This is a genomic window from Weissella viridescens (assembly GCF_001437355.1).
GTDB classification, from domain to species: Bacteria; Bacillota; Bacilli; order Lactobacillales; family Lactobacillaceae; genus Weissella; species Weissella viridescens.
The window spans coordinates 54,452-72,521 of the sequence record NZ_JQBM01000001.1; the positions used below are offsets into that span (position 1 = coordinate 54,452).

The 18,070-nt window shown below is 39.6% G+C and carries 20 protein-coding genes; 16 read left to right on the plus strand and 4 right to left on the minus strand.

Going from position 1 to position 18,070, the window contains the following annotated elements:
* The first annotated feature begins 5 nt into the window (after positions 1-5).
* From IV50_RS00270 to IV50_RS00305, 8 genes are all read left to right on the plus strand, one after another.
* On the plus strand, positions 6-323 hold the full coding sequence (locus IV50_RS00270; protein WP_057743406.1) for a YlbG family protein: 318 nt from the start codon (positions 6-8) through the stop codon (positions 321-323).
* A complete protein-coding gene (gene rsmD, locus IV50_RS00275) occupies positions 323-874 on the plus strand; it encodes a 16S rRNA (guanine(966)-N(2))-methyltransferase RsmD (protein ID WP_057743409.1) in 552 nt (183 codons plus the stop codon). Before IV50_RS00270 ends, rsmD begins: the two co-directional genes overlap by 1 nt.
* 3 nt (positions 875-877) lie before the next feature.
* The gene (gene coaD / locus IV50_RS00280) at positions 878-1,354 is read left to right on the plus strand and encodes a pantetheine-phosphate adenylyltransferase (protein WP_057743410.1); all 477 of its coding nucleotides are present in this window, start codon (positions 878-880) and stop codon (positions 1,352-1,354) included.
* Between the two features lie 6 nt (positions 1,355-1,360).
* Positions 1,361-2,419, plus strand: coding sequence for a SepM family pheromone-processing serine protease (locus IV50_RS00285; protein ID WP_057743412.1), 1,059 nt, complete (start codon positions 1,361-1,363; stop codon positions 2,417-2,419).
* A gap of 152 nt (positions 2,420-2,571) precedes the next feature.
* Positions 2,572-3,921, plus strand: a complete 1,350-nt coding sequence (locus IV50_RS00290; RefSeq protein ID WP_057743415.1) for an MDR family MFS transporter — start codon at positions 2,572-2,574, stop codon at positions 3,919-3,921.
* Between the two features lie 79 nt (positions 3,922-4,000).
* Positions 4,001-5,884, plus strand: a complete 1,884-nt coding sequence (gene dnaG / locus IV50_RS00295) for a DNA primase (protein ID WP_057743417.1) — start codon at positions 4,001-4,003, stop codon at positions 5,882-5,884.
* Complete coding sequence (gene rpoD / locus IV50_RS00300) at positions 5,884-7,017, plus strand: RNA polymerase sigma factor RpoD (protein ID WP_057743420.1); 1,134 nt, start codon at positions 5,884-5,886, stop codon at positions 7,015-7,017. The genes dnaG and rpoD overlap by 1 nt, the downstream gene beginning before the upstream one ends.
* A gap of 82 nt (positions 7,018-7,099) precedes the next feature.
* Positions 7,100-8,320: an MFS transporter gene (locus IV50_RS00305; protein WP_057743423.1), complete on the plus strand. Its 1,221-nt coding sequence runs from the start codon at positions 7,100-7,102 to the stop codon at positions 8,318-8,320.
* A gap of 121 nt (positions 8,321-8,441) precedes the next feature.
* On the opposite strand, the gene IV50_RS00310 is transcribed toward IV50_RS00305, so the two are convergent.
* The gene (locus tag IV50_RS00310) at positions 8,442-9,530 is read right to left on the minus strand and encodes a site-specific integrase (protein WP_057743425.1); all 1,089 of its coding nucleotides are present in this window, start codon (positions 9,528-9,530) and stop codon (positions 8,442-8,444) included.
* 103 nt (positions 9,531-9,633) lie between these two features.
* Here IV50_RS00310 and IV50_RS00315 point away from each other — a divergent pair, with 103 nt between their 5' ends.
* Entirely contained in the window at positions 9,634-10,230 is a 597-nt protein-coding gene (locus IV50_RS00315) for a hypothetical protein (RefSeq protein ID WP_057743428.1), read from the plus strand.
* A gap of 175 nt (positions 10,231-10,405) precedes the next feature.
* Here the strand turns inward: IV50_RS00315 and IV50_RS00320 are convergent, their stop codons facing one another.
* Genes IV50_RS00320 through IV50_RS00330 form a run of 3 tightly spaced genes read right to left on the minus strand, consistent with a single transcriptional unit; the run spans position 10,406 to position 11,618 of the window.
* Positions 10,406-10,825 (minus strand): hypothetical protein, encoded by a 420-nt coding sequence (locus IV50_RS00320; protein WP_057743431.1) that lies wholly within the window; start codon positions 10,823-10,825, stop codon positions 10,406-10,408.
* A 58-nt stretch (positions 10,826-10,883) separates the two neighbouring features.
* A complete protein-coding gene (locus IV50_RS00325; RefSeq protein ID WP_057743434.1) occupies positions 10,884-11,279 on the minus strand; it encodes a hypothetical protein in 396 nt (131 codons plus the stop codon).
* Between the two features lie 3 nt (positions 11,280-11,282).
* Positions 11,283-11,618, minus strand: a complete 336-nt coding sequence (locus IV50_RS00330; RefSeq protein WP_057743436.1) for an XRE family transcriptional regulator — start codon at positions 11,616-11,618, stop codon at positions 11,283-11,285.
* A 317-nt stretch (positions 11,619-11,935) separates the two neighbouring features.
* On the opposite strand from IV50_RS00330, the gene IV50_RS00335 reads away from it, so the two are divergent.
* The 7 genes from IV50_RS00335 to IV50_RS00365 all read left to right on the plus strand — a co-directional run bounded on the left by IV50_RS00335 (position 11,936) and on the right by IV50_RS00365 (position 18,042).
* Positions 11,936-12,649 (plus strand): response regulator transcription factor, encoded by a 714-nt coding sequence (locus IV50_RS00335; protein WP_057744611.1) that lies wholly within the window; start codon positions 11,936-11,938, stop codon positions 12,647-12,649.
* 2 nt (positions 12,650-12,651) lie between these two features.
* Positions 12,652-14,058 (plus strand): sensor histidine kinase, encoded by a 1,407-nt coding sequence (locus IV50_RS00340; RefSeq protein ID WP_057743439.1) that lies wholly within the window; start codon positions 12,652-12,654, stop codon positions 14,056-14,058.
* Positions 14,058-14,687: a uridine kinase gene (gene udk, locus IV50_RS00345; RefSeq protein ID WP_057743442.1), complete on the plus strand. Its 630-nt coding sequence runs from the start codon at positions 14,058-14,060 to the stop codon at positions 14,685-14,687. Before IV50_RS00340 ends, udk begins: the two co-directional genes overlap by 1 nt.
* Before the next feature lie 15 nt (positions 14,688-14,702).
* On the plus strand, positions 14,703-15,344 hold the full coding sequence (gene ytpR, locus IV50_RS00350) for a YtpR family tRNA-binding protein (protein WP_057743444.1): 642 nt from the start codon (positions 14,703-14,705) through the stop codon (positions 15,342-15,344).
* 14 nt (positions 15,345-15,358) lie between these two features.
* Positions 15,359-15,820: a hypothetical protein gene (locus IV50_RS00355; RefSeq protein WP_057743447.1), complete on the plus strand. Its 462-nt coding sequence runs from the start codon at positions 15,359-15,361 to the stop codon at positions 15,818-15,820.
* 89 nt (positions 15,821-15,909) lie between these two features.
* Positions 15,910-17,256 carry a UDP-N-acetylmuramate--L-alanine ligase gene (murC, locus tag IV50_RS00360; RefSeq protein WP_057743448.1) on the plus strand — a complete coding sequence of 449 codons (1,347 nt, stop codon included), beginning with the start codon at positions 15,910-15,912 and terminating at the stop codon, positions 17,254-17,256.
* A 63-nt stretch (positions 17,257-17,319) separates the two neighbouring features.
* Entirely contained in the window at positions 17,320-18,042 is a 723-nt protein-coding gene (locus tag IV50_RS00365; protein WP_057743451.1) for a Bax inhibitor-1/YccA family protein, read from the plus strand.
* The last annotated feature ends 28 nt before the right edge of the window (positions 18,043-18,070 follow it).

Consider the following 18,070-nt stretch of genomic DNA (forward strand, 5'->3'; position numbering starts at 1 on the left):
GTGCAATGAGTTTTGAACCAACAAAACGCCGAGCATTGATTGTTTATTTAAAGAATATGCGTCAGGCTCGTCAATTACGTCGATTCGGCATTGTTAATTATATTTCAAATAAAATGAAGTTTGCTTCAGTTTATGTTGATGAGGGTGATGTAGAGACCAAGAAGAAGTTGATTGAACGTTTAGGGTTTGTTGATCATGTTGAACTTTCACATTGGCCAGAAATTGATACAACAGTGGGCGGACAACAAAGCATGGATGAAATTGACTTTGCCGTCGATAGCGATGATGTTTTCGATGATGTGGCGCAAGAAGAGGAATTATAATGCGAATTGTAAGTGGAAAATATGGTGGACGTTCGCTAAAAGCTGTCCCAGGTGACGCAACTCGTCCAACCACAGATAAAGTAAAAGAAGCGATATTTAATATGATTGGTCCATATTTTGATGGTGGACGTTCCCTCGACTTATATGCGGGATCAGGCGGACTATCGATTGAAGGCGTGTCACGAGGAATAGACGAGGCCGTTTTGGTTGATCGTCAATATGCTGCGATTAAAACAATCAATGCTAACATTGCAGTGACCAAAGAACCTGAACATTTTCAGGTCATGAAAACATCAGCTGAAAGTGCGATTTCGCGTTTACAAGGAAGTGCGCCTTTTGATGTATTCTATTTTGATCCGCCATATGCAAAACAAACCATCGTGAATGATGTTGCGCAATTGATTGAACACGGATTGGTTGCTAAAAATGCTGTGTTAGTTGCCGAAACGGACCAAAATGCTGATTTACCAGAAGCTATTTCAGGCTTTAAGCAGGTAAAAGAACGTGATTACGGAATTACGGTGATTACGATTTATGAATACGAAGGTTAAGTCATGACAAAAGCACTATTTCCAGGAAGTTTCGACCCTATTACGAATGGGCATGTTGATATTATTGAACGTGCTGGTAATTTATTTGATGAAATTATTATCGGGGTAGCAAATAACACGAGTAAAACGGGTATGTTTACGTTGGCAGAACGTGAGGCACTCGTTCAAGCAAGTATCGCTTCGAAATCCAATGTGTCAGTCGTCGCTATAACTGGTTTAACAGCAGACTATGCGCAGGCGCATGAGGTTGACACGATTATCCGTGGGCTCCGGAATGCACAAGATTTCAGCTATGAAGAACCAATTGCACAAATGAATGTGACCTTGAGCGGTGTGGAAACCATTTTTATGCCTGCCAAACCACAAAACATGATGCTTTCCAGCTCAATGATTAAAGAAGTGGCAAAAGCTGGAGGAGACATTTCTAACTTTGTGCCAACTCCTGTAGCTGAAGCAATGCAACAGAAATTGATGAGGTAGCTGATAATGTGGGAAAAATTTAAAGTAGCATTTAAAAAGCATCGCACAACAATCCTCTCGACCGTGGCTGTGCTATTTGTTATCGGTCTAGTTGTACCTTTACCACTGTATGCAGAAAAGCCCGGTTCCGCTGAAAATTTAGCTAATTACATTAAGGTGAATAAAAAAGCGCCAAAACTGAATGGTCAGTTCATGTTAACGTCTGTCGCTTTGGTGCCATTAAATGCCATTACGCTAATGATGAATGTTGTTGACCCCGCTGCTGATATTCAAACCAAGGCAGAGGCACTTGGTGGCAATCAGAATATGGCTGATGATCAAAAGGTCAATCAAATCTATATGAAGACGTCTGTTAACGAGGCCAAAGCGAATGCTTACAAAGCGGCCAAAGTTCCGTATCAACGCCAGTTTAATGGTATTTATGTGATGGGGATTCAACCCGATTCTAACTTTAAAAAGAAGTTGGCGGTTGGAGATACGATTGATTCAATTGATCATCAAAAATACGATAGTGCAAAGGCCTTTCAAAAAACAATCCGTAGCCGTAAAGTTGGTTCAAACTTAACGGTAGGGTACCAACGAGATAAAAAACATTATGAAGCAACTGGTAAAACGGTACCATTAGCAGGAACGAAAGATTTATCGGGGATTGGCATCGTGCTAACTGATGATGTCGACGTTAAATCGAAACTTCCGATTACTGCTGATTTAGGTGACTTAGGCGGACCATCAGGTGGATTGATGTTTTCACTTGAAATGTATGATGCCATGTCGCCTGTTGATTTAGCTCGTGGTCGTAAGATTGCTGGGACCGGAACGATTGATAAAGATGGTCATGTCGGTGAAATAGGTGGTATCGATAAGAAGGTAATTGCTGCTAACCGTGCTGGCGTAAAAATTTTCTTGGCACCTTATATCAAACCAAACGATTTAACCAAGAAATATGAAGAAAAAGGGCTAACTAATTACCAATTAGCTAAAAAGACGGCTAAAAAATATGCGCCAGATATGAAAGTAATTCCAATTGAAACTTTTGATCAGGCTGTAACTGAGCTTTCAAAATAAAGTTTGACGAAATGGTGAGAATTTGATATTGTTAATCAAGTTATTTCGTACAGATAGTGTGTCTGAGACGCACCGATAAGAGAGGCGAAATACCACATCAATTTGTGGTATTTCGTCTTTTATTATGTCGAAAATTTTAAAGGAATAGTTAGATGAAAACTAAAGAATGGCATGTTTTGGCTGCTGTGATTGCAGCCGGTTTAATGAGTTTTAGTGGGGTCTTAATTGAGACATCGATGAATGTTACATTCCCACACTTAATGCAAGAGTTTAATACCAATGCGAGTGGTATCCAGTGGGTTACAACAGGATACCTGCTTGCGATTGCTGTTGTCGTACCGGTTACCGCATTTTTATTGAAGAACTATTCTGTTAAAAAATTGTTTATTCTGGCTAATTTATTGTTTTTAGCAGGAGTTATGCTTGATTCTTGGGCACCAACGTTAACCATTTTATTAACGGGACGTATTTTCCAAGGGATTGGAACCGGTATTGCGCTTCCGCTAATGTTTCATATTATTTTGACGAAATCGCCTATGAATAAACGTGGTGTGATGATGGGGATTGGAACAATGACGACTTCAATTGCACCTGCGATTGGGCCGACATACGGTGGAATCTTGTTAAGTAGTCTCGGGTGGCGTAGTATCTTCTGGTTCTTGATTCCACTGATCTTACTTGCATTGGTCATGGGATTAATGAGTATTCCAGATGAGCATGTTACTCGCACAGAGCGATTCAGCTGGGGAGCTTTCTTGACCTTGACCGTCGGATTAAGCACGTTGTTGATTGCGGTTGAACAACTATCATGGCAATACTTTGGATTAAGTCTGATCTTTTTGGTTGGCTTCTACTACTGTAATAAACGTCGACAAATGCTCAATTTAGCAGTCTTTAGGAACAAAACTTTTGATGAGCTCACATACAGTTTCTTGGTTTATCAGGCGATGTTATTGGGATTATCGTTTGTGTTACCAAACTACTTACAATTAGGGTTACATGTTACATCAACTCAAGCGGGTTTGTTCATGTTCCCTGGAGCAGTGCTTGGAGCTGTGTTAGCACCAATTTCGGGACGACTTCTTGATAAGATTGGCGCTGTTAAGCCAATTTTGGGTGGTATCACACTATCAACAACTGGGTTAGTTTTGATGAGTGTCTTTTTCCCCGTGATGAGTTTTTGGACGCTCTTATTGGCGCACATGTTACTCATGACAGGAACAGGGTTAGCGTATAGTAATATCATGACTGTGACTTTGGGTACATTGCCTCCTGAACAAAGCGCCGATGGAAATAGTATTTTGAATACCATGCAACAATTTGTTGGAGCAAGTGCAACGGCCATTGTTGCCCAAATCTTTTCAAGAACCGTCACAACGCATTCAAATGGGACTGGAACCATGCTTGGTTCACAATATGGAGTGTGGTTGTTAACAGCTTTGATGCTTGGCTCAGTTGTATGCTTTTGGTTTGTCAAAAGACAGTTGCAGACCAAAGCGTAGTCAAGTTGCATTCTCCTAAAAAACCAGTATAATTATATGGAGTGAAACTGTGTCCACTCAGTGATTGGAGGTGCAGGTGATGCCAACACGAATCCCAGAGGATGTCGTAACTGAGATTAGAGAACGGGTCAATATTGTTGATGTGATATCACCTTATGTACCATTAAAAAAACAAGGTCGAAATTTGTTTGGGGTGTGTCCGTTTCATGAAGAACGGACACCATCTTTTTCAGTCAATGAAGACAAGCAAATTTTTCATTGTTTTTCATGTGGACGTGGGGGGAATGTATTCAGTTTTGTGATGGATATTGACCAAGTTTCATTTCCACAAGCGGTTGCTAAGGTGGCACCGCTAGCTGGAATTGATATTGATGATAAATATCTTAACAATGAATCAGCCCAACCTGTTGACGAAAGAACGCAGGCCTTACGTGAATTATATCAAGATGCAACAAAGTTATATCACCATCTACTGGTTAATACCCAAGCTGGTGAAACAGCACTTAACTATCTCCATGAGCGTGGGCTAGATGATGCTACGATTGATGCCTTCATGTTAGGCTACGCACCAGGTAATGATTTTTTACTCGATTATTTTCAAAATAAGAAAGTAGATTATCAATTACTTCGGACATCTGAATTGTTTGTGGTCTGGGACGATGGGACGCTGCATGATCGATTTTCAGATCGTGTATTATTCACCATTCGTGATCAATATGGACATCCGATTGCCTTTTCTGGGCGTCGACTAAGTGCTGATGATACACAACCTAAGTATGTTAATAGTCCAGAAAGTTTATTATTTGATAAATCAAATGAACTTTTTAATTTAGATTTAGCACGGGATAGTATTAAAAAGTCACACGACGTCATTTTGTTTGAAGGATTTATGGATGTCATTGCGGCTTTCCAAGCTGGTGTAAAAAACAGTGTGGCTTCAATGGGGACCTCATTAACGATTGATCAAGTTCGACAATTGAATCGATTAGCTGAAAATATTACAATTGCCTATGACTCTGATGCGGCTGGGCAAAATGCGACAAAAAGAGCTCTTGACCTAATTCAACAGAATAGCCAAATGACACCGGTTGTCGCACATATTCCAGACAATCAAGATCCGGACGAATACTTGCGGAGTCACGATGCGGCGGCACTCAATGATGTGCTGGCTCATCACCACGAAAATCCGATTGCGTTTAATTTACGATTTCTTCGCCAAGACCGGGACTTTTCGAATCAAAATGAGGTGTTTGATTATATTGATCAGGCGTTGCATTTAATTGCATCGGTTGATGAAGCAGTTGTCCGTGAAAATTATTTACGTCAATTGTCGGATGATTTTAATATTAGTTTTGATGCTTTGACTGACCAAATTCGCCCAATGTTGATGCAACGGCAAGCAACGCGTCAATCGACGCCAGTACCGCAACAAGCTGCGCCGACATATGTGGATGGGTTGGTAGAACTGCCTGAAGCACCGGCATTTCCGGTACCTGATGATGATTTGAATCGGGTGGAGCAAGCTGAGCGGATGTTATTAGCTTGGATGTTACGGGATAATGACGTATGGTTAGAGGTTACACAACAACCTGATTTTACATTTTCGGACGTGTCCTATGAAACGTTGTATATGTTGGCAACTGGCTATCGGGAATCGCATCAATTAACGACAATTGATAACCTTAATGATTTTATGGATTACGTTCAAAAACCAGAACTAATTCGGATTCTGGCTGCAATTCAAGATATCCCCGATGAATTATTTGAGGATCGGGAGCATGTGAAGGCCTACATGCAAGTAATGATGCAAGAAGAACCGTTAGAAACACAGATTAAGAAGTTAACGCAACAATTGGCCGAAGCGAAAAGTATGCATAATGATTCAGAAATCGCACAAAAAAGTGTTGAAATCATCAATTTGCTACGTAAGCAACAAGCATTAAGAGAACAAGGAGACCGATGATGGCAGAAAAAAAGAAGACAACAGCAAAAGAGATGTCACAAGAAGATTTTGATAAAGCTATCAAAAAGGTTATCAAGGCCCACAAAGCTGACAAACAAATTCAAGAGGATCAATTACAAAAGGAATTAATTACGCCTTTGGAAATGGATTCAGATCAAATTGATGAGGCCTACGATGAAATTGAGTCTGCTGGTATTTCAATCGTTGATGAGAATGGTGAACCAACGGAACGTGCCTTGAAGAACCGTAAGACTGCACTTTCTGAAAAGGAATTGAAGCAGGCTGCTGATGCGCCTACAGGAATGAAAATCAATGATCCTGTTCGGATGTACTTAAAGGAAATTGGTCGGGTACCGTTGTTAACGGGAGATCAAGAAGTTGAATTAGCTGAACGGATTGAACAAGGTGATGAAGAGGCTAAGCAAGAATTGGCTGAAGCCAACCTACGTTTGGTTGTTTCAATTGCTAAGCGTTATGTCGGTCGTGGAATGCAATTCTTGGATTTGATTCAAGAAGGAAACATGGGGTTGATGAAGGCGGTTGAAAAGTTCGATTACCGTAAGGGATTCAAGTTCTCAACTTATGCCACTTGGTGGATTCGTCAGGCCATTACACGTGCCATCGCTGACCAAGCTCGTACAATTCGTATTCCAGTTCACATGGTCGAGACGATTAATAAGTTGATTCGAATTCAACGAAACTTGCTCCAGGATTTAGGTCGTGAACCAACACCTGAGGAGATTGGTGCCGAGATGGACATCAATACTGACAAGGTTCGTGATATTTTGAAAATTGCTCAAGAACCTGTGTCATTGGAAACACCAATCGGTGAAGAGGATGATTCACATTTGGGTGATTTCATTGAAGATAATGAAGCAATTTCACCTGCAGATTCAGCTGCCTATGAAATGCTGAAAGTACAACTTGAATCAGTTCTTGATACATTGACTGATCGTGAAGAACAAGTTTTGCGTTTGCGTTTTGGATTGGACGATGGACGTACACGTACGCTAGAAGAAGTCGGTAAAGAATTTGGTGTGACGCGTGAACGTATCCGTCAGATTGAAGCCAAGGCACTTCGTAAGCTACGCCACCCATCACGTTCAAAGCAATTACGTGATTTCTTAGATTAAAAGATGACTTAAAAGTCGGAGGATAATGTCTATTGTTCTTCGGCTTTTTGTTTTTTCAAAAAAATAATGGAGGCTGGGAAATATGGAAGCAACCCAGGAACAACAACGTCAAAAGAAACTAAGTAATTTTAGTTTACCGTTGTTAACGTCAAATTTTGCATCAGTTTTTGGTGAAGGGGTTTACCGCTTTGGCTTGAATTGGTTTTTAGTTTCAACATATGGGAATGCCCAACTATTAGGTTGGTTAACTGGATTTGGTTTTTTTGTTTATTTACTAAATGATATGTATGTTGGGGCAGTCCTTGATCGTTTCAATCGTAAATGGGTGTTAGTTTTATCTGATTTATTCGGTGCTATCGGCATAATTATCTTATCATTGATGATAAATCCCGCGAATCCGCAGACCTGGATTTTATTTGCGATTACTGCAGTCATGTATATTGATATATCCTATGAGTATCCCGCTGCGCGGGCGATCCTACCAGATGTGATTAAGAAATCGGGTCTAGCACGCTTTAATGCCTATGTGAGTGCCGCCTTTTCAGCTGGACAAGCAATGGGGCCACTCGTGGGTGGAATCTTACTCCGAATGGATTGGATTAATTTACGTAGTTTTATGTTCTTGTATGGAATGCTGTTGCTTTTGACAGCAGGGATTAATTTAGCCATCCGCACACATCCAGAAGTCATTGACCGCGTATCAGAACCATTCATTCAAAGTTTAAAGAATGGCTTCACCTATGTTTGGAAAATGCCAAAACTATTCGAATCTATGCTGATTACTGTATGGGCAAACTTTTGTTTTGAAGCTTTCATTATCTCAATGCCATTTTTGGTGCAAAAGACTTACCATGGTACAGCTAATGAATATTCATTAGCTTTAACTGCTGCGGCAGTCTCGGGCATTGTGGCGGGATTTTTATTAGCCCACTATACTCGGTTTAATAATTTAAATACGTTGTACCTTGATTTTTATGTGCTCGGGTTTGCCTTTATGATTGCGACGTTTGTGAACGTGATTTGGGCGCTGGTGATTGTCATTATTATGAATGGCTTTGTGCGTTCTTCATTTGTGATTAAGGTGAATACGGTTCGTCAAGAGGAGAGTTCTTCTGAGTATTTAGGTCGCGTCTTTGGTATTTCATTTTTTGCCACCGATCTTTTCGCACCCATTGTAAGTATTACATTTGGTTATAGTGTTTCAAAGTTAGGCGTATGGACTTTGTTAGTCATCGGAATCATGATGATTGTCGGGATGCTTGCCATTAAAGCAGTGATGCGTCGACGTTATGCTACTGCATAACTTTATAAATTCTAAAAAAGATAACTGTAAAACCTGCAGTTATCTTTTTTTTCGTGTTAAATTATCGATATGTACTTATACCGCTATTTGTAGCGGTTATTGGGGAAGATTGGGGAAAAAATTATTTTTTACCCTTTCCCAATACCTTAAGGGCTAACTTATCTTGAGTTAGCTCTTTTTCTTTGAGCATATGTGCGTATGTGCTTAATGTGACAGTTGTGTTAGCATGTCCAACTCTCTTGCTAATATAATTGATGTCAATATTATTATGCAGTAGGTAGGAGACGTGAGAGTGCCGTAGACCATGGAATGTTATATTGGTTATGCCTAGCTTTGTGGTTAATTTATGGAGCGAATAATTTGCAGCTGAACTACTACTAGAGGCATTAAACATGAGTCGTTTTCCATCTTGTGAAGCAAAGTAATTTTGAACAACTTCGGATAAAGTTTCTGGGATAGAGACCGTCCTAATACTAGATTGGTTTTTTGGTTCAGTTATCTTTTTAACGGCTGATGAAAACGATTTTGTAATTGATACTGTGTTATTGGTGTAATCAAAATCAGATTCTTGGAGTGCGTAAACCTCTCCAAAACGAGCACCAGTTTCTAAAACGACAAGAATTATGATTAAAGCAGGTTCGTCTGGCATATCAGAGGTGTGATCATATAGGTAATCACGTAGAAGAAAAAATTCTGCTTCATCAAGGTATTTCTTCGCTTTTTTACGACCATTATCATTTCCGTGGGGTTTTAACCTTGAGTAAATATCTCGATCTATAAGACCATCAATTTGTGCATCTTTTAGAGCAGATCTTAAAGAGATAGTAAATTGTTGTACGGTAGATGTGAGGTGTGTTTCGCCGAACTCATCTAATTTGCTTTGAATTATTTGTGTTGTTAATTTATTTAAGGGGATATTCTCAAATAACTCATTTACATGCTGCTGCCAAACAGTATATCTAACACGAGTTGATTCACGAATATTCTTATCTTTAAAATTTTTAACCCATTGACGATAATAATCCGTAATCAGAATTTTACCCTGCATAAAGTCAATGCCTGACTTAACTTTTGACTCCATTTCAGCAGACCATTTAACAGCTTCCTTTTTCATAGGGAAAGTCTTGCTAGCCTTTCTGCGAATACCATTTCCGTCAGTGTACGATACTACGGCTCGATATTTTGAACCACGTTTTTCAATTGACGCCATATTAAATTAAACCTAACTTTTCTTGTTATAAATAAGCAGTTTAGTGACATGCTAAGGTCAAGATTGTATACTAATTAAAAATAAGCTAATTTAGGGAGTGAATATGGAAACGTTAATTTCAACATTGATTACAACTGGTGGGCTCGGTTTTGCCAATGTTCTGTTTTTAGAAAGAACTGGTGTGCTACATTTTGATAATCAATTAAACAATGATAAGTATATGTGGCTTGTCGTTTTTTCTGCTTTGAACTTTGCTGTACAAACGTTTTTTAATAATATATATATTACAGTGGGTGTGTCGATTATTTGTACTGGGATAGTTTATGGGTGCAACTATAAGCTAGAGAACCTAATCAGAAATAAATCTGGTTTGTCCAGTGCAACTGATGAGAATGCCGCTGATGCTTTCTGGAATAGTATGTTTGCTAAGAAGGATCTATACGTATTTGTTTTTGATTTAAATTCACATCAATTACTAGATTTCGGTGAACCTATCTATGTCACTCGAAGTCTTGATAAGAATAACGGCATCGCAATGAATCTAAACGGTTCGGAAATGGAGGAATATGCAAATTACAATTATGAGAGTGTCTTGGCATTAGCAGAATACAACCAGAGTAGCCAAAATAAAGCTAGTGGGGCAAACTCGTATTCTGACTATGAAAACAATAAGAAGTACATTGCAATTTGGAATGATTAGTTTACTTATCCTTTTTTGGATTCTTTGGAAGAATTGGTTCTCTTTCAGATCTCTTCGGGGTAGGTGTATTTCTAACTTCTGGAACTGGTAAATCCGGATACCTTGTATCGGTCATATTTCTCTCCTTGCCACCTTAGGGTGGTTTTTTTATGTATGCCACTAAAGTGGCGTTTAATTAATCAACATACCCCTTTTTAGTGGCGTAATTTTGATTCATGTCCATGATAGCAACAGCTTTCATATCAGACTTATTACCGCTCTTACTTGCGAATTGAATAAGAACAGCTCGGTCAGTGTCCTTATCTTCCCAGACGATAGTTGATTCAACAGGCAATTTAAAGTCTTTTGAACTTTCAATGTCTGATGAATCAGGGAACTTTTCTTTATTTGGTGTTCCCAACATCTTTTTGGCTTCTTCATATGAAGTACCATTGTTACCAAATTTGCTATCACCTAATTTAATTTCAGTGTTAGCTTTTTGTGCAATTGAATTTGGTTTAGTTGATACATAGAAAAATGATGCAGCACCGATTGCTACTACTAGTACAACTGCAAAAAGCCAGAACCAAATGTCCTTATAGAAATGCTTACTCATAAAATGTCTCCCATCAGCTTTTAACGTGGTTCAGGTATTTCAGTTTTGCACGTATGTGTTATCCCATAGCTAAACTTGAGTAGGGGTTAATAGGTAAAATTCGTTGAAGCCAATAATCGTCACATCCTGAAATTTCAAGAAATAACTGACTGTATTCTATGGATCCACCCTCACGGATGAAGATTTCCCATAAGAATTCGGTAGCTTGTTCATTGCAGTCACGTTCTTGTGAGCACCGGACATCATTTTCAAAGCGGCGTCGCTTATGTCCATCTAACTTATGAAAATACTCATGTGCTATAACCTTGGGGGTTGCTCGGTAAGTATCATAAGCACCAACGTTCTTAGTAGGGTTAATAACAGCTATTGCATCTAAATGTTCAACGGCTCTGAAATCAACACCTAAGCTTCTGATGGACTCTACAAGTTCATCTATTAGGTCTTGTCTATTCATACACTATTCTCCAAATAAAGCACGGAGAACGTTTTTATCATGATCACTTAGAGGTCGTCCATCAGATGAAAGGAACTCGTCCCATGAATCTGTTTTAGCTACATCTTTAATATCTACCTTTGGTTTCTCAGATTTTGCATACATATCATCGGAAGTACCAAGTAAGTAATCAACAGATACACCTAATGTTTTTGCAACTGGGGCAACTCTGTCTGGAGTAGGTTGATGGTTCTTCCACTTATAAATAGACTTCCCGCCTAATCCTGATTCAATGGCTAAACTAGTAAGACTTTTGCCTTGGCTTTTTGCGACTTTTTTCACTCGTTCACATAATGTCATAGGTTCTCTTTCAATTTGTTAGAAAATAAGTATCCATGTATGTGTATAATTATTTATATTGAAATGTTGATAGACAAATCAACACATTCGGAATGGTTATAAAACAACAAGTTGAATGATTTATGCTGATACAGAGATGTTTAACTTGGTGCGATCTCCAATCACAATGGTAGTATCCAATTTGTGCATAGTCAACAATTCAATACTTAAAAATGGAAAAAATGTCTGAATTCGATTTGAAAATTGATGAAATTGAAGTAATGCGTGTTAAAATGAATAGAACCATTTTGTATAAATATATACTTGAGGTAATGAAAATGACACGAATTTTGGTAGTTGACGATGAACCGTCACTCGTAACGTTGTTAACGTATAATTTGAAAAAAGTAGGCTATGAAGTTTATGCGCAAAATGATGGCGAAGATATTTTAAATACCATCAAAGACAAGCAAATTGATTTGATATTACTTGATGTCATGTTACCTAATCAAAGCGGTGTTGAGATTACACGAGATATTCGAGCCGCAAAGATTGATGTTCCGATTATTATGGTGACCGCTTTAGACGATGAGGTTGATAAGATTTTAGGCTTGGAGATGGGGGCTGATGACTATGTCACGAAACCCTTTAGTCCACGTGAAGTCATTGCCCGAATTAAAGCAGTCTTACGTCGGTTTGAACATGGGCATAAGCCTGACCAAAGTACTGACCATATTAAGATGTATGGTGATTTAGCAATTGACTATGACAAGATGGCGGTTCAGCTATCTGGTGAAAATGTTAAATTAACACCGAAGGAATATGAACTTCTAACGTATATGGCCCAACGTGAAGGTCGTGTTTTAGATAGAGAAACAATTTTGCATGGCGTTTGGGGTTACGACTATGGTGGCCCAGATACGCGCATGGTTGATATGCATCTCTCACACCTGCGGGAAAAAGTGGAACAAGATCCTAAGCACCCAGCCATGATTAAAACTGTACGTGGGATGGGCTACCGCTTTGAAGATCCCAGTAAGGCCGAGGACTAGGTATGCATAAACATAAAATCGGTCCATTTATCCGATCATTTGTTTTTTTTGCCATCTTATTTTTCTTAGCAACCAGTGTGGCAACGATAATTGGTAATATGATATCAAAGAAGGCCCTAGCTTATGGCGATCTTTGGGAACTATTACTTATTGTGTCAATGGGTCTGGCGCTGGTGGTGGCGATTGTTTTAGAATGGACACGACGACGTCAGCAAGAACAAATTGATCTTTTCATTGAAAAAATGCAGGCAATGCGCGCTCAAAATGCCTACGGGGGGAAAGTCTTATTACGTCCAGATGACCCACTTGCGCCGTTAGCTAACGCAATTAATGACGTTCAAAGTCTTAACCGGTCTCGAACGAAAATGTTGCAACAACAGGCAAGCGTTTTGAACGTTTTATTGGAGAATATGCCAATTGGTGTATTACGGATTAAACCGAACCATGAAATCGTACAGATGAATGATCAAGCCATGTACATGTTGCAACTGCCAGATAATGCGATTGGAAAACCATTTGAAAACGTCTTTAAAAGTCATCAACTATTGGCTTTGGTCAATCAAGTCTTGGATGAACAGATAAGCCAGCGTGAGCAGATGGAGATTGATCAATTAGATGTGGATGTCTTTGTGACCTACTACCAATTGCGTGAACGCCATGATGAAGTCATGGTTCTGTTGTATGATATGACAGAATTAAAGCGACTTCAGAAAATGCAGGCGGATTTTGCTGCAAATGCGTCACATGAATTACGGACACCACTATCTGCTATTATTGGATTTGCGGATACACTATTAGATGGGGCACAAGATGATCCAGAAGTACGCTCTGAATTTATTCAAATTATTCATGATCAGGCCGAACATTTGCTGGCCTTGACGAATGATATTTTGACATTAGCCAAGACCCCGGTGCAAAATAAATCTGTCGAGCAGTTGCCAATTCGGGAGATGGTTGATGAAACATTTGAAACGCAAGCTAATACTGTTAAAGGTCTACAATTAACTCTTTATAATCGAGCAGATGCGCATACCGCTTTTCAACAAAACCGGGATGATGTGCAAACTATTTTAACGAATCTCATTGTAAATGCTATTAAATATAATCAGATGTCGGGATCAGTTACGGTGACTGCGCATGCTGATCAACGCCAGTGTTTTATTACAGTTAGTGATACAGGGATGGGAATTCCCAGTGATCAACAAGAACGTATTTTTGAACGTTTTTATCGGCTTGATAAATCACATAACAAAAAAATACCGGGAACAGGATTAGGCCTTGCCATTGTCAATGATTTGGTCCAATCGCTTGGCGGAAACATTCATTTGGAAAGCCAGGTGGGGGTTGGAACTAAAATTACGGTGACACTGCCTAACCTCCCAATTGATAAAAGAAAGAGTAAAGTATAATGAAAAATAGTAAACCTGTAATTATTGGCGTTACCGGAGGATCAGGCTCTGGTAAGACAACCGTCAGTGAAGAAATTTTTAATCGTTTAGCTGGTGAATCAATGGTCATGTTACCACAAGATGCCTATTACAATGACCAGAGTGATATGGACATGGAGGCGCGGAAGGCCGTAAACTATGATCATCCTGATGCGTTTGACACAGCACTACTGATTAAACAATTGAAGCAGCTCATTGGTGGTGAAACGATTGAGCGCCCAACATATAATTACGCCGAATATAATCGTTCACCTGAAACAATCACAATTGCGCCAGCTGATATTATTATCGTTGAAGGTATTTTGTTATTTAATAATCCTGAATTACGAGACTTATTAGATATTAAGATTTATGTTGATACTGATGACGATATTCGATTCATTCGACGGATGCAACGTGATGTCAATGAACGCGGTCGAACAATTGAATCAGTGGTGAACCAGTACCTTGCAACAGCAAAGCCAATGTATCACCAATTTATTGAACCAACTAAGCGATATGCAGACATTATTTTGCCCGAAGGTGGCGCAAATAAGGTTGGTATTAATATGATTGAAGCACAACTACGTGTTATTTTAAATGCAGATTAAAAAGGAGGAATCAACATGTTGATTTCAAGTTATAACCAAGCCGGAATGGGGGATGTGCTCGTTTTGTTGACGGCCTCGCAATCAGGTGCCACGCACTCAGAACAAAAAGGTGACATCGTCCGTCTGACAAATGAGAAGAATGAAACGATTGGCTACAATGTGCTTAATGTAAGTCAATTGCTTGACCTAGGCGATGTGGCCGGACAAATTCAATTAGATGCAGACCAAGTTGCTATCCTAAATCAAGCCATTAATGCTGTTGGATTTACTGGCGACTTGGTAGTAGATACAGATCCTAAGTTTGTTGTTGGTTATGTTGAAAGTGCTGAACCACATCCTGATTCAGATCACTTACAAGTGACCACAACACAAATTGGGAATGGAGAAACTTTACAACTGGTTTCTGGATCACCAAATATGAAAGCCGGTATCAAAGTTGTTGTTGCTAAAGTTGGCGCGATGATGCCTTCTGGATTGATTATTTGGCCAGGTGCCCTTCGCGGTGTTGAGTCAAATGGAATGATTGTTTCAGGTCGCGAATTGGCCTTGCCAAATGCTCCACAACAACCGGGAGCACTCATTTTACCTGATGATTTTGCTGAAGTAGGCACACCATTTGATGCAAAAGCGCCTGCTGCACAAGCCTTATTTGAATAAGGGAGATAGTAACGATGGTAGTTAATCGACGGCCAATTGTGTACTATGAAACGTTACGCCGACAGAGTTACGCGCAACAGGTCAAAGAAATTATGGCTGCCAAAACAGCTTATATCTTATATGCCGATACTGACACAGCCGATGATGCGCCTGTTAATGTCACAGCGCCTGTTGAAACGGTCGTTTTGAATCCGGTTGAGGTGACAATTCTTAAACCACAACCGATTGCTACAGTCTCAAATGTGACTCAACCAGATGCGGTTCGCGAATCACATGCTATGTCAGAGCCTAATTCACGAAACCAGACAGCAGTACCTGAAACATCAGCCGTTGAATTTGAAACGCCAAAGGTGGCTGAGACGCGGACTAATGCTGGTAATATGACTGGCTTAGGGTTGAGTTTGGACTCAATTTTTGGTGAGGAAAAACAAGCTGCAGCGCATGCACAATCAAAATATTTTAAAGATTCTAAATAGAAAGGTGGTTCAACCCTATGTGTTGAACCATTTTTTTGCTATCATAGTTATAAACAGATTTGAAACGAATTTTGGAGATATGACTAATCATGGATAAAGAAACAAGCTACTATTTTATTGGGATTAAGGGTTCAGGAATGAGTGCCTTAGCACGCATTTTGCATGACCAGGGGTATCAAGTATCAGGTTCTGATATTGATGAATATACCTTCACACAAAAGCCATTAGAAGATGCTGGTATTGCCATCAAGCCATTTGATGCATCAAATATTAAACCAGGGATGACTGTCATTCGCGGAAATGCATTCGAAGATGATCAAGTTGAAGTGGCCCAAGCCTTAAAGATGGAAGAAGCTGGTGAAGTTAAAGTGATGACTTATCCAGAAGTGGTTGAAGAATTAATTCAACAATCAACGTCAATTGGTGTAGCTGGTGCCCACGGTAAAACATCAACAACTGGCTTACTGGCACATGTTCTTTCTGGAATTGCGCCAACTTCATATTTGATTGGTGATGGTAGTGGTAAAGGTGTTCCTGATCCACGATTCTTTGTTTTTGAAGCAGACGAATATCGTCGTCACTTCAAAGATTATCATCCAGATTATGCCATTATGACGAATATTGATTTTGATCATCCTGATTATTACACAGGTATTGACGACGTTCGTTCAGCTTTTGAAGAATTTGGCTCACACGTCAAGAAGGGCGTTTTTGCCTGGGGAGATGATCCGCAATTACGTCAACTCCACCTTGATGTGCCAATCTATTATTATGGTACTAATCCAGAGACTGATGATTTTTATGCAACCAATATTAAACGCTCTACCAAAGGTTCAGCCTTTGATGCATACTATCATGATGAATTCTTAGGGACATACGAAGTACCGCTTTATGGGCAACATGGTGTTTTGAACTCGCTAGCCGTGGTTGCAGTGGCCCATTTTGAAGATATGGATAAAGAGCTCGTTAAGCACGAACTTTTGTCATTTAAGGGGGTTAAGCGTCGTTTTACTGAAAAGCAAGTCGGACCAGTGACCATTATTGATGATTATGCACATCATCCTTCAGAGATTAAAGCAACCATTGATGCAGCGCGCCAAAAGTATCCTGATCGTGAAATTGTGGCTGTTTTCCAACCACACACGTTCAGTCGGACAATTGCTTATAAAGAAGATTTTGCTAAAACATTGGACTTGGCTGATCATGTTTACTTAACTGACATTTTTGCTTCTGCTCGTGAAAAGAAGGGAGACATTAGTTCCGAAGAATTAGGTGCTGAAATCAGCAAGTTCCGAGGAATTGTATCACCTGAAAACGTGGCACCACTGTTGAATCATGAAGATGGTGTGTTTGCCTTCATGGGAGCTGGTGATTTGCAAAACACTGAGTTTGCCTTTGAAAAGCTTTTGGCAAATACGCAAACAAACCTACAATAATAAGCTTAATCTAAGCTACTAGTTGTATACTAATTTAAAATAATTTCAAATTGGAGGAATTATATGGATAATTATAATAACCGTCGGACCGTTAACCCGGATACCGCTGGATTAAACAAGTTCTTTGTGAAAGTCTACCAATATATGGCAATGGCTTTGTTGGTTTCATTTGTCACGGCATACATTGGTGTTAAGTTCTTCGCACAACAAATTGCGGCAATTTTCACGAACCCAATCATGTCATTGGTGATGTTCGCAGTAATGATTGGCTTTGTCTATCTGTTTTCTAAACGTGTTTACTCAAATCCTGGAGCTGCCTTCGGAATGTTGATGGGATACTCGGTTTTGAACGGGGCAACTTTCGCCGTAATCGGTCTTTCATTTGATGTTGCGACAATCGGGATGGCACTTGCTGGGGCCACTGCTTTGTTCGCTGGTATGGCAATTTATGGATACACAACGAAGCGGTCACTTGCCTCATGGCGTGGTATTCTATTTGGTGCCATGATTGCATTGATCATCGTTGGTCTATTGAATATCTTTTTCTTCAATAGCTTGGTTTACCTTGTGACAGCCATCATCGGAGTGATTGTGTTTGCGGCAATGACAGCCTATGATATGAACACTTTGAAGTCAATGTATTTCCAGTTTAGCGAAAGTGGTGCTGGAGCTACGGCTGAACAAGGATTGGCTGTATCAGGTGCTTTGAATTTGTACCTTGATTTCGTCAATATTTTCTTGTATTTGCTACAAATCTTTGGTCTTGGTGGCAGCAACAACGACTAAATTTAAAGAATTGGGACGTCCTATTTAT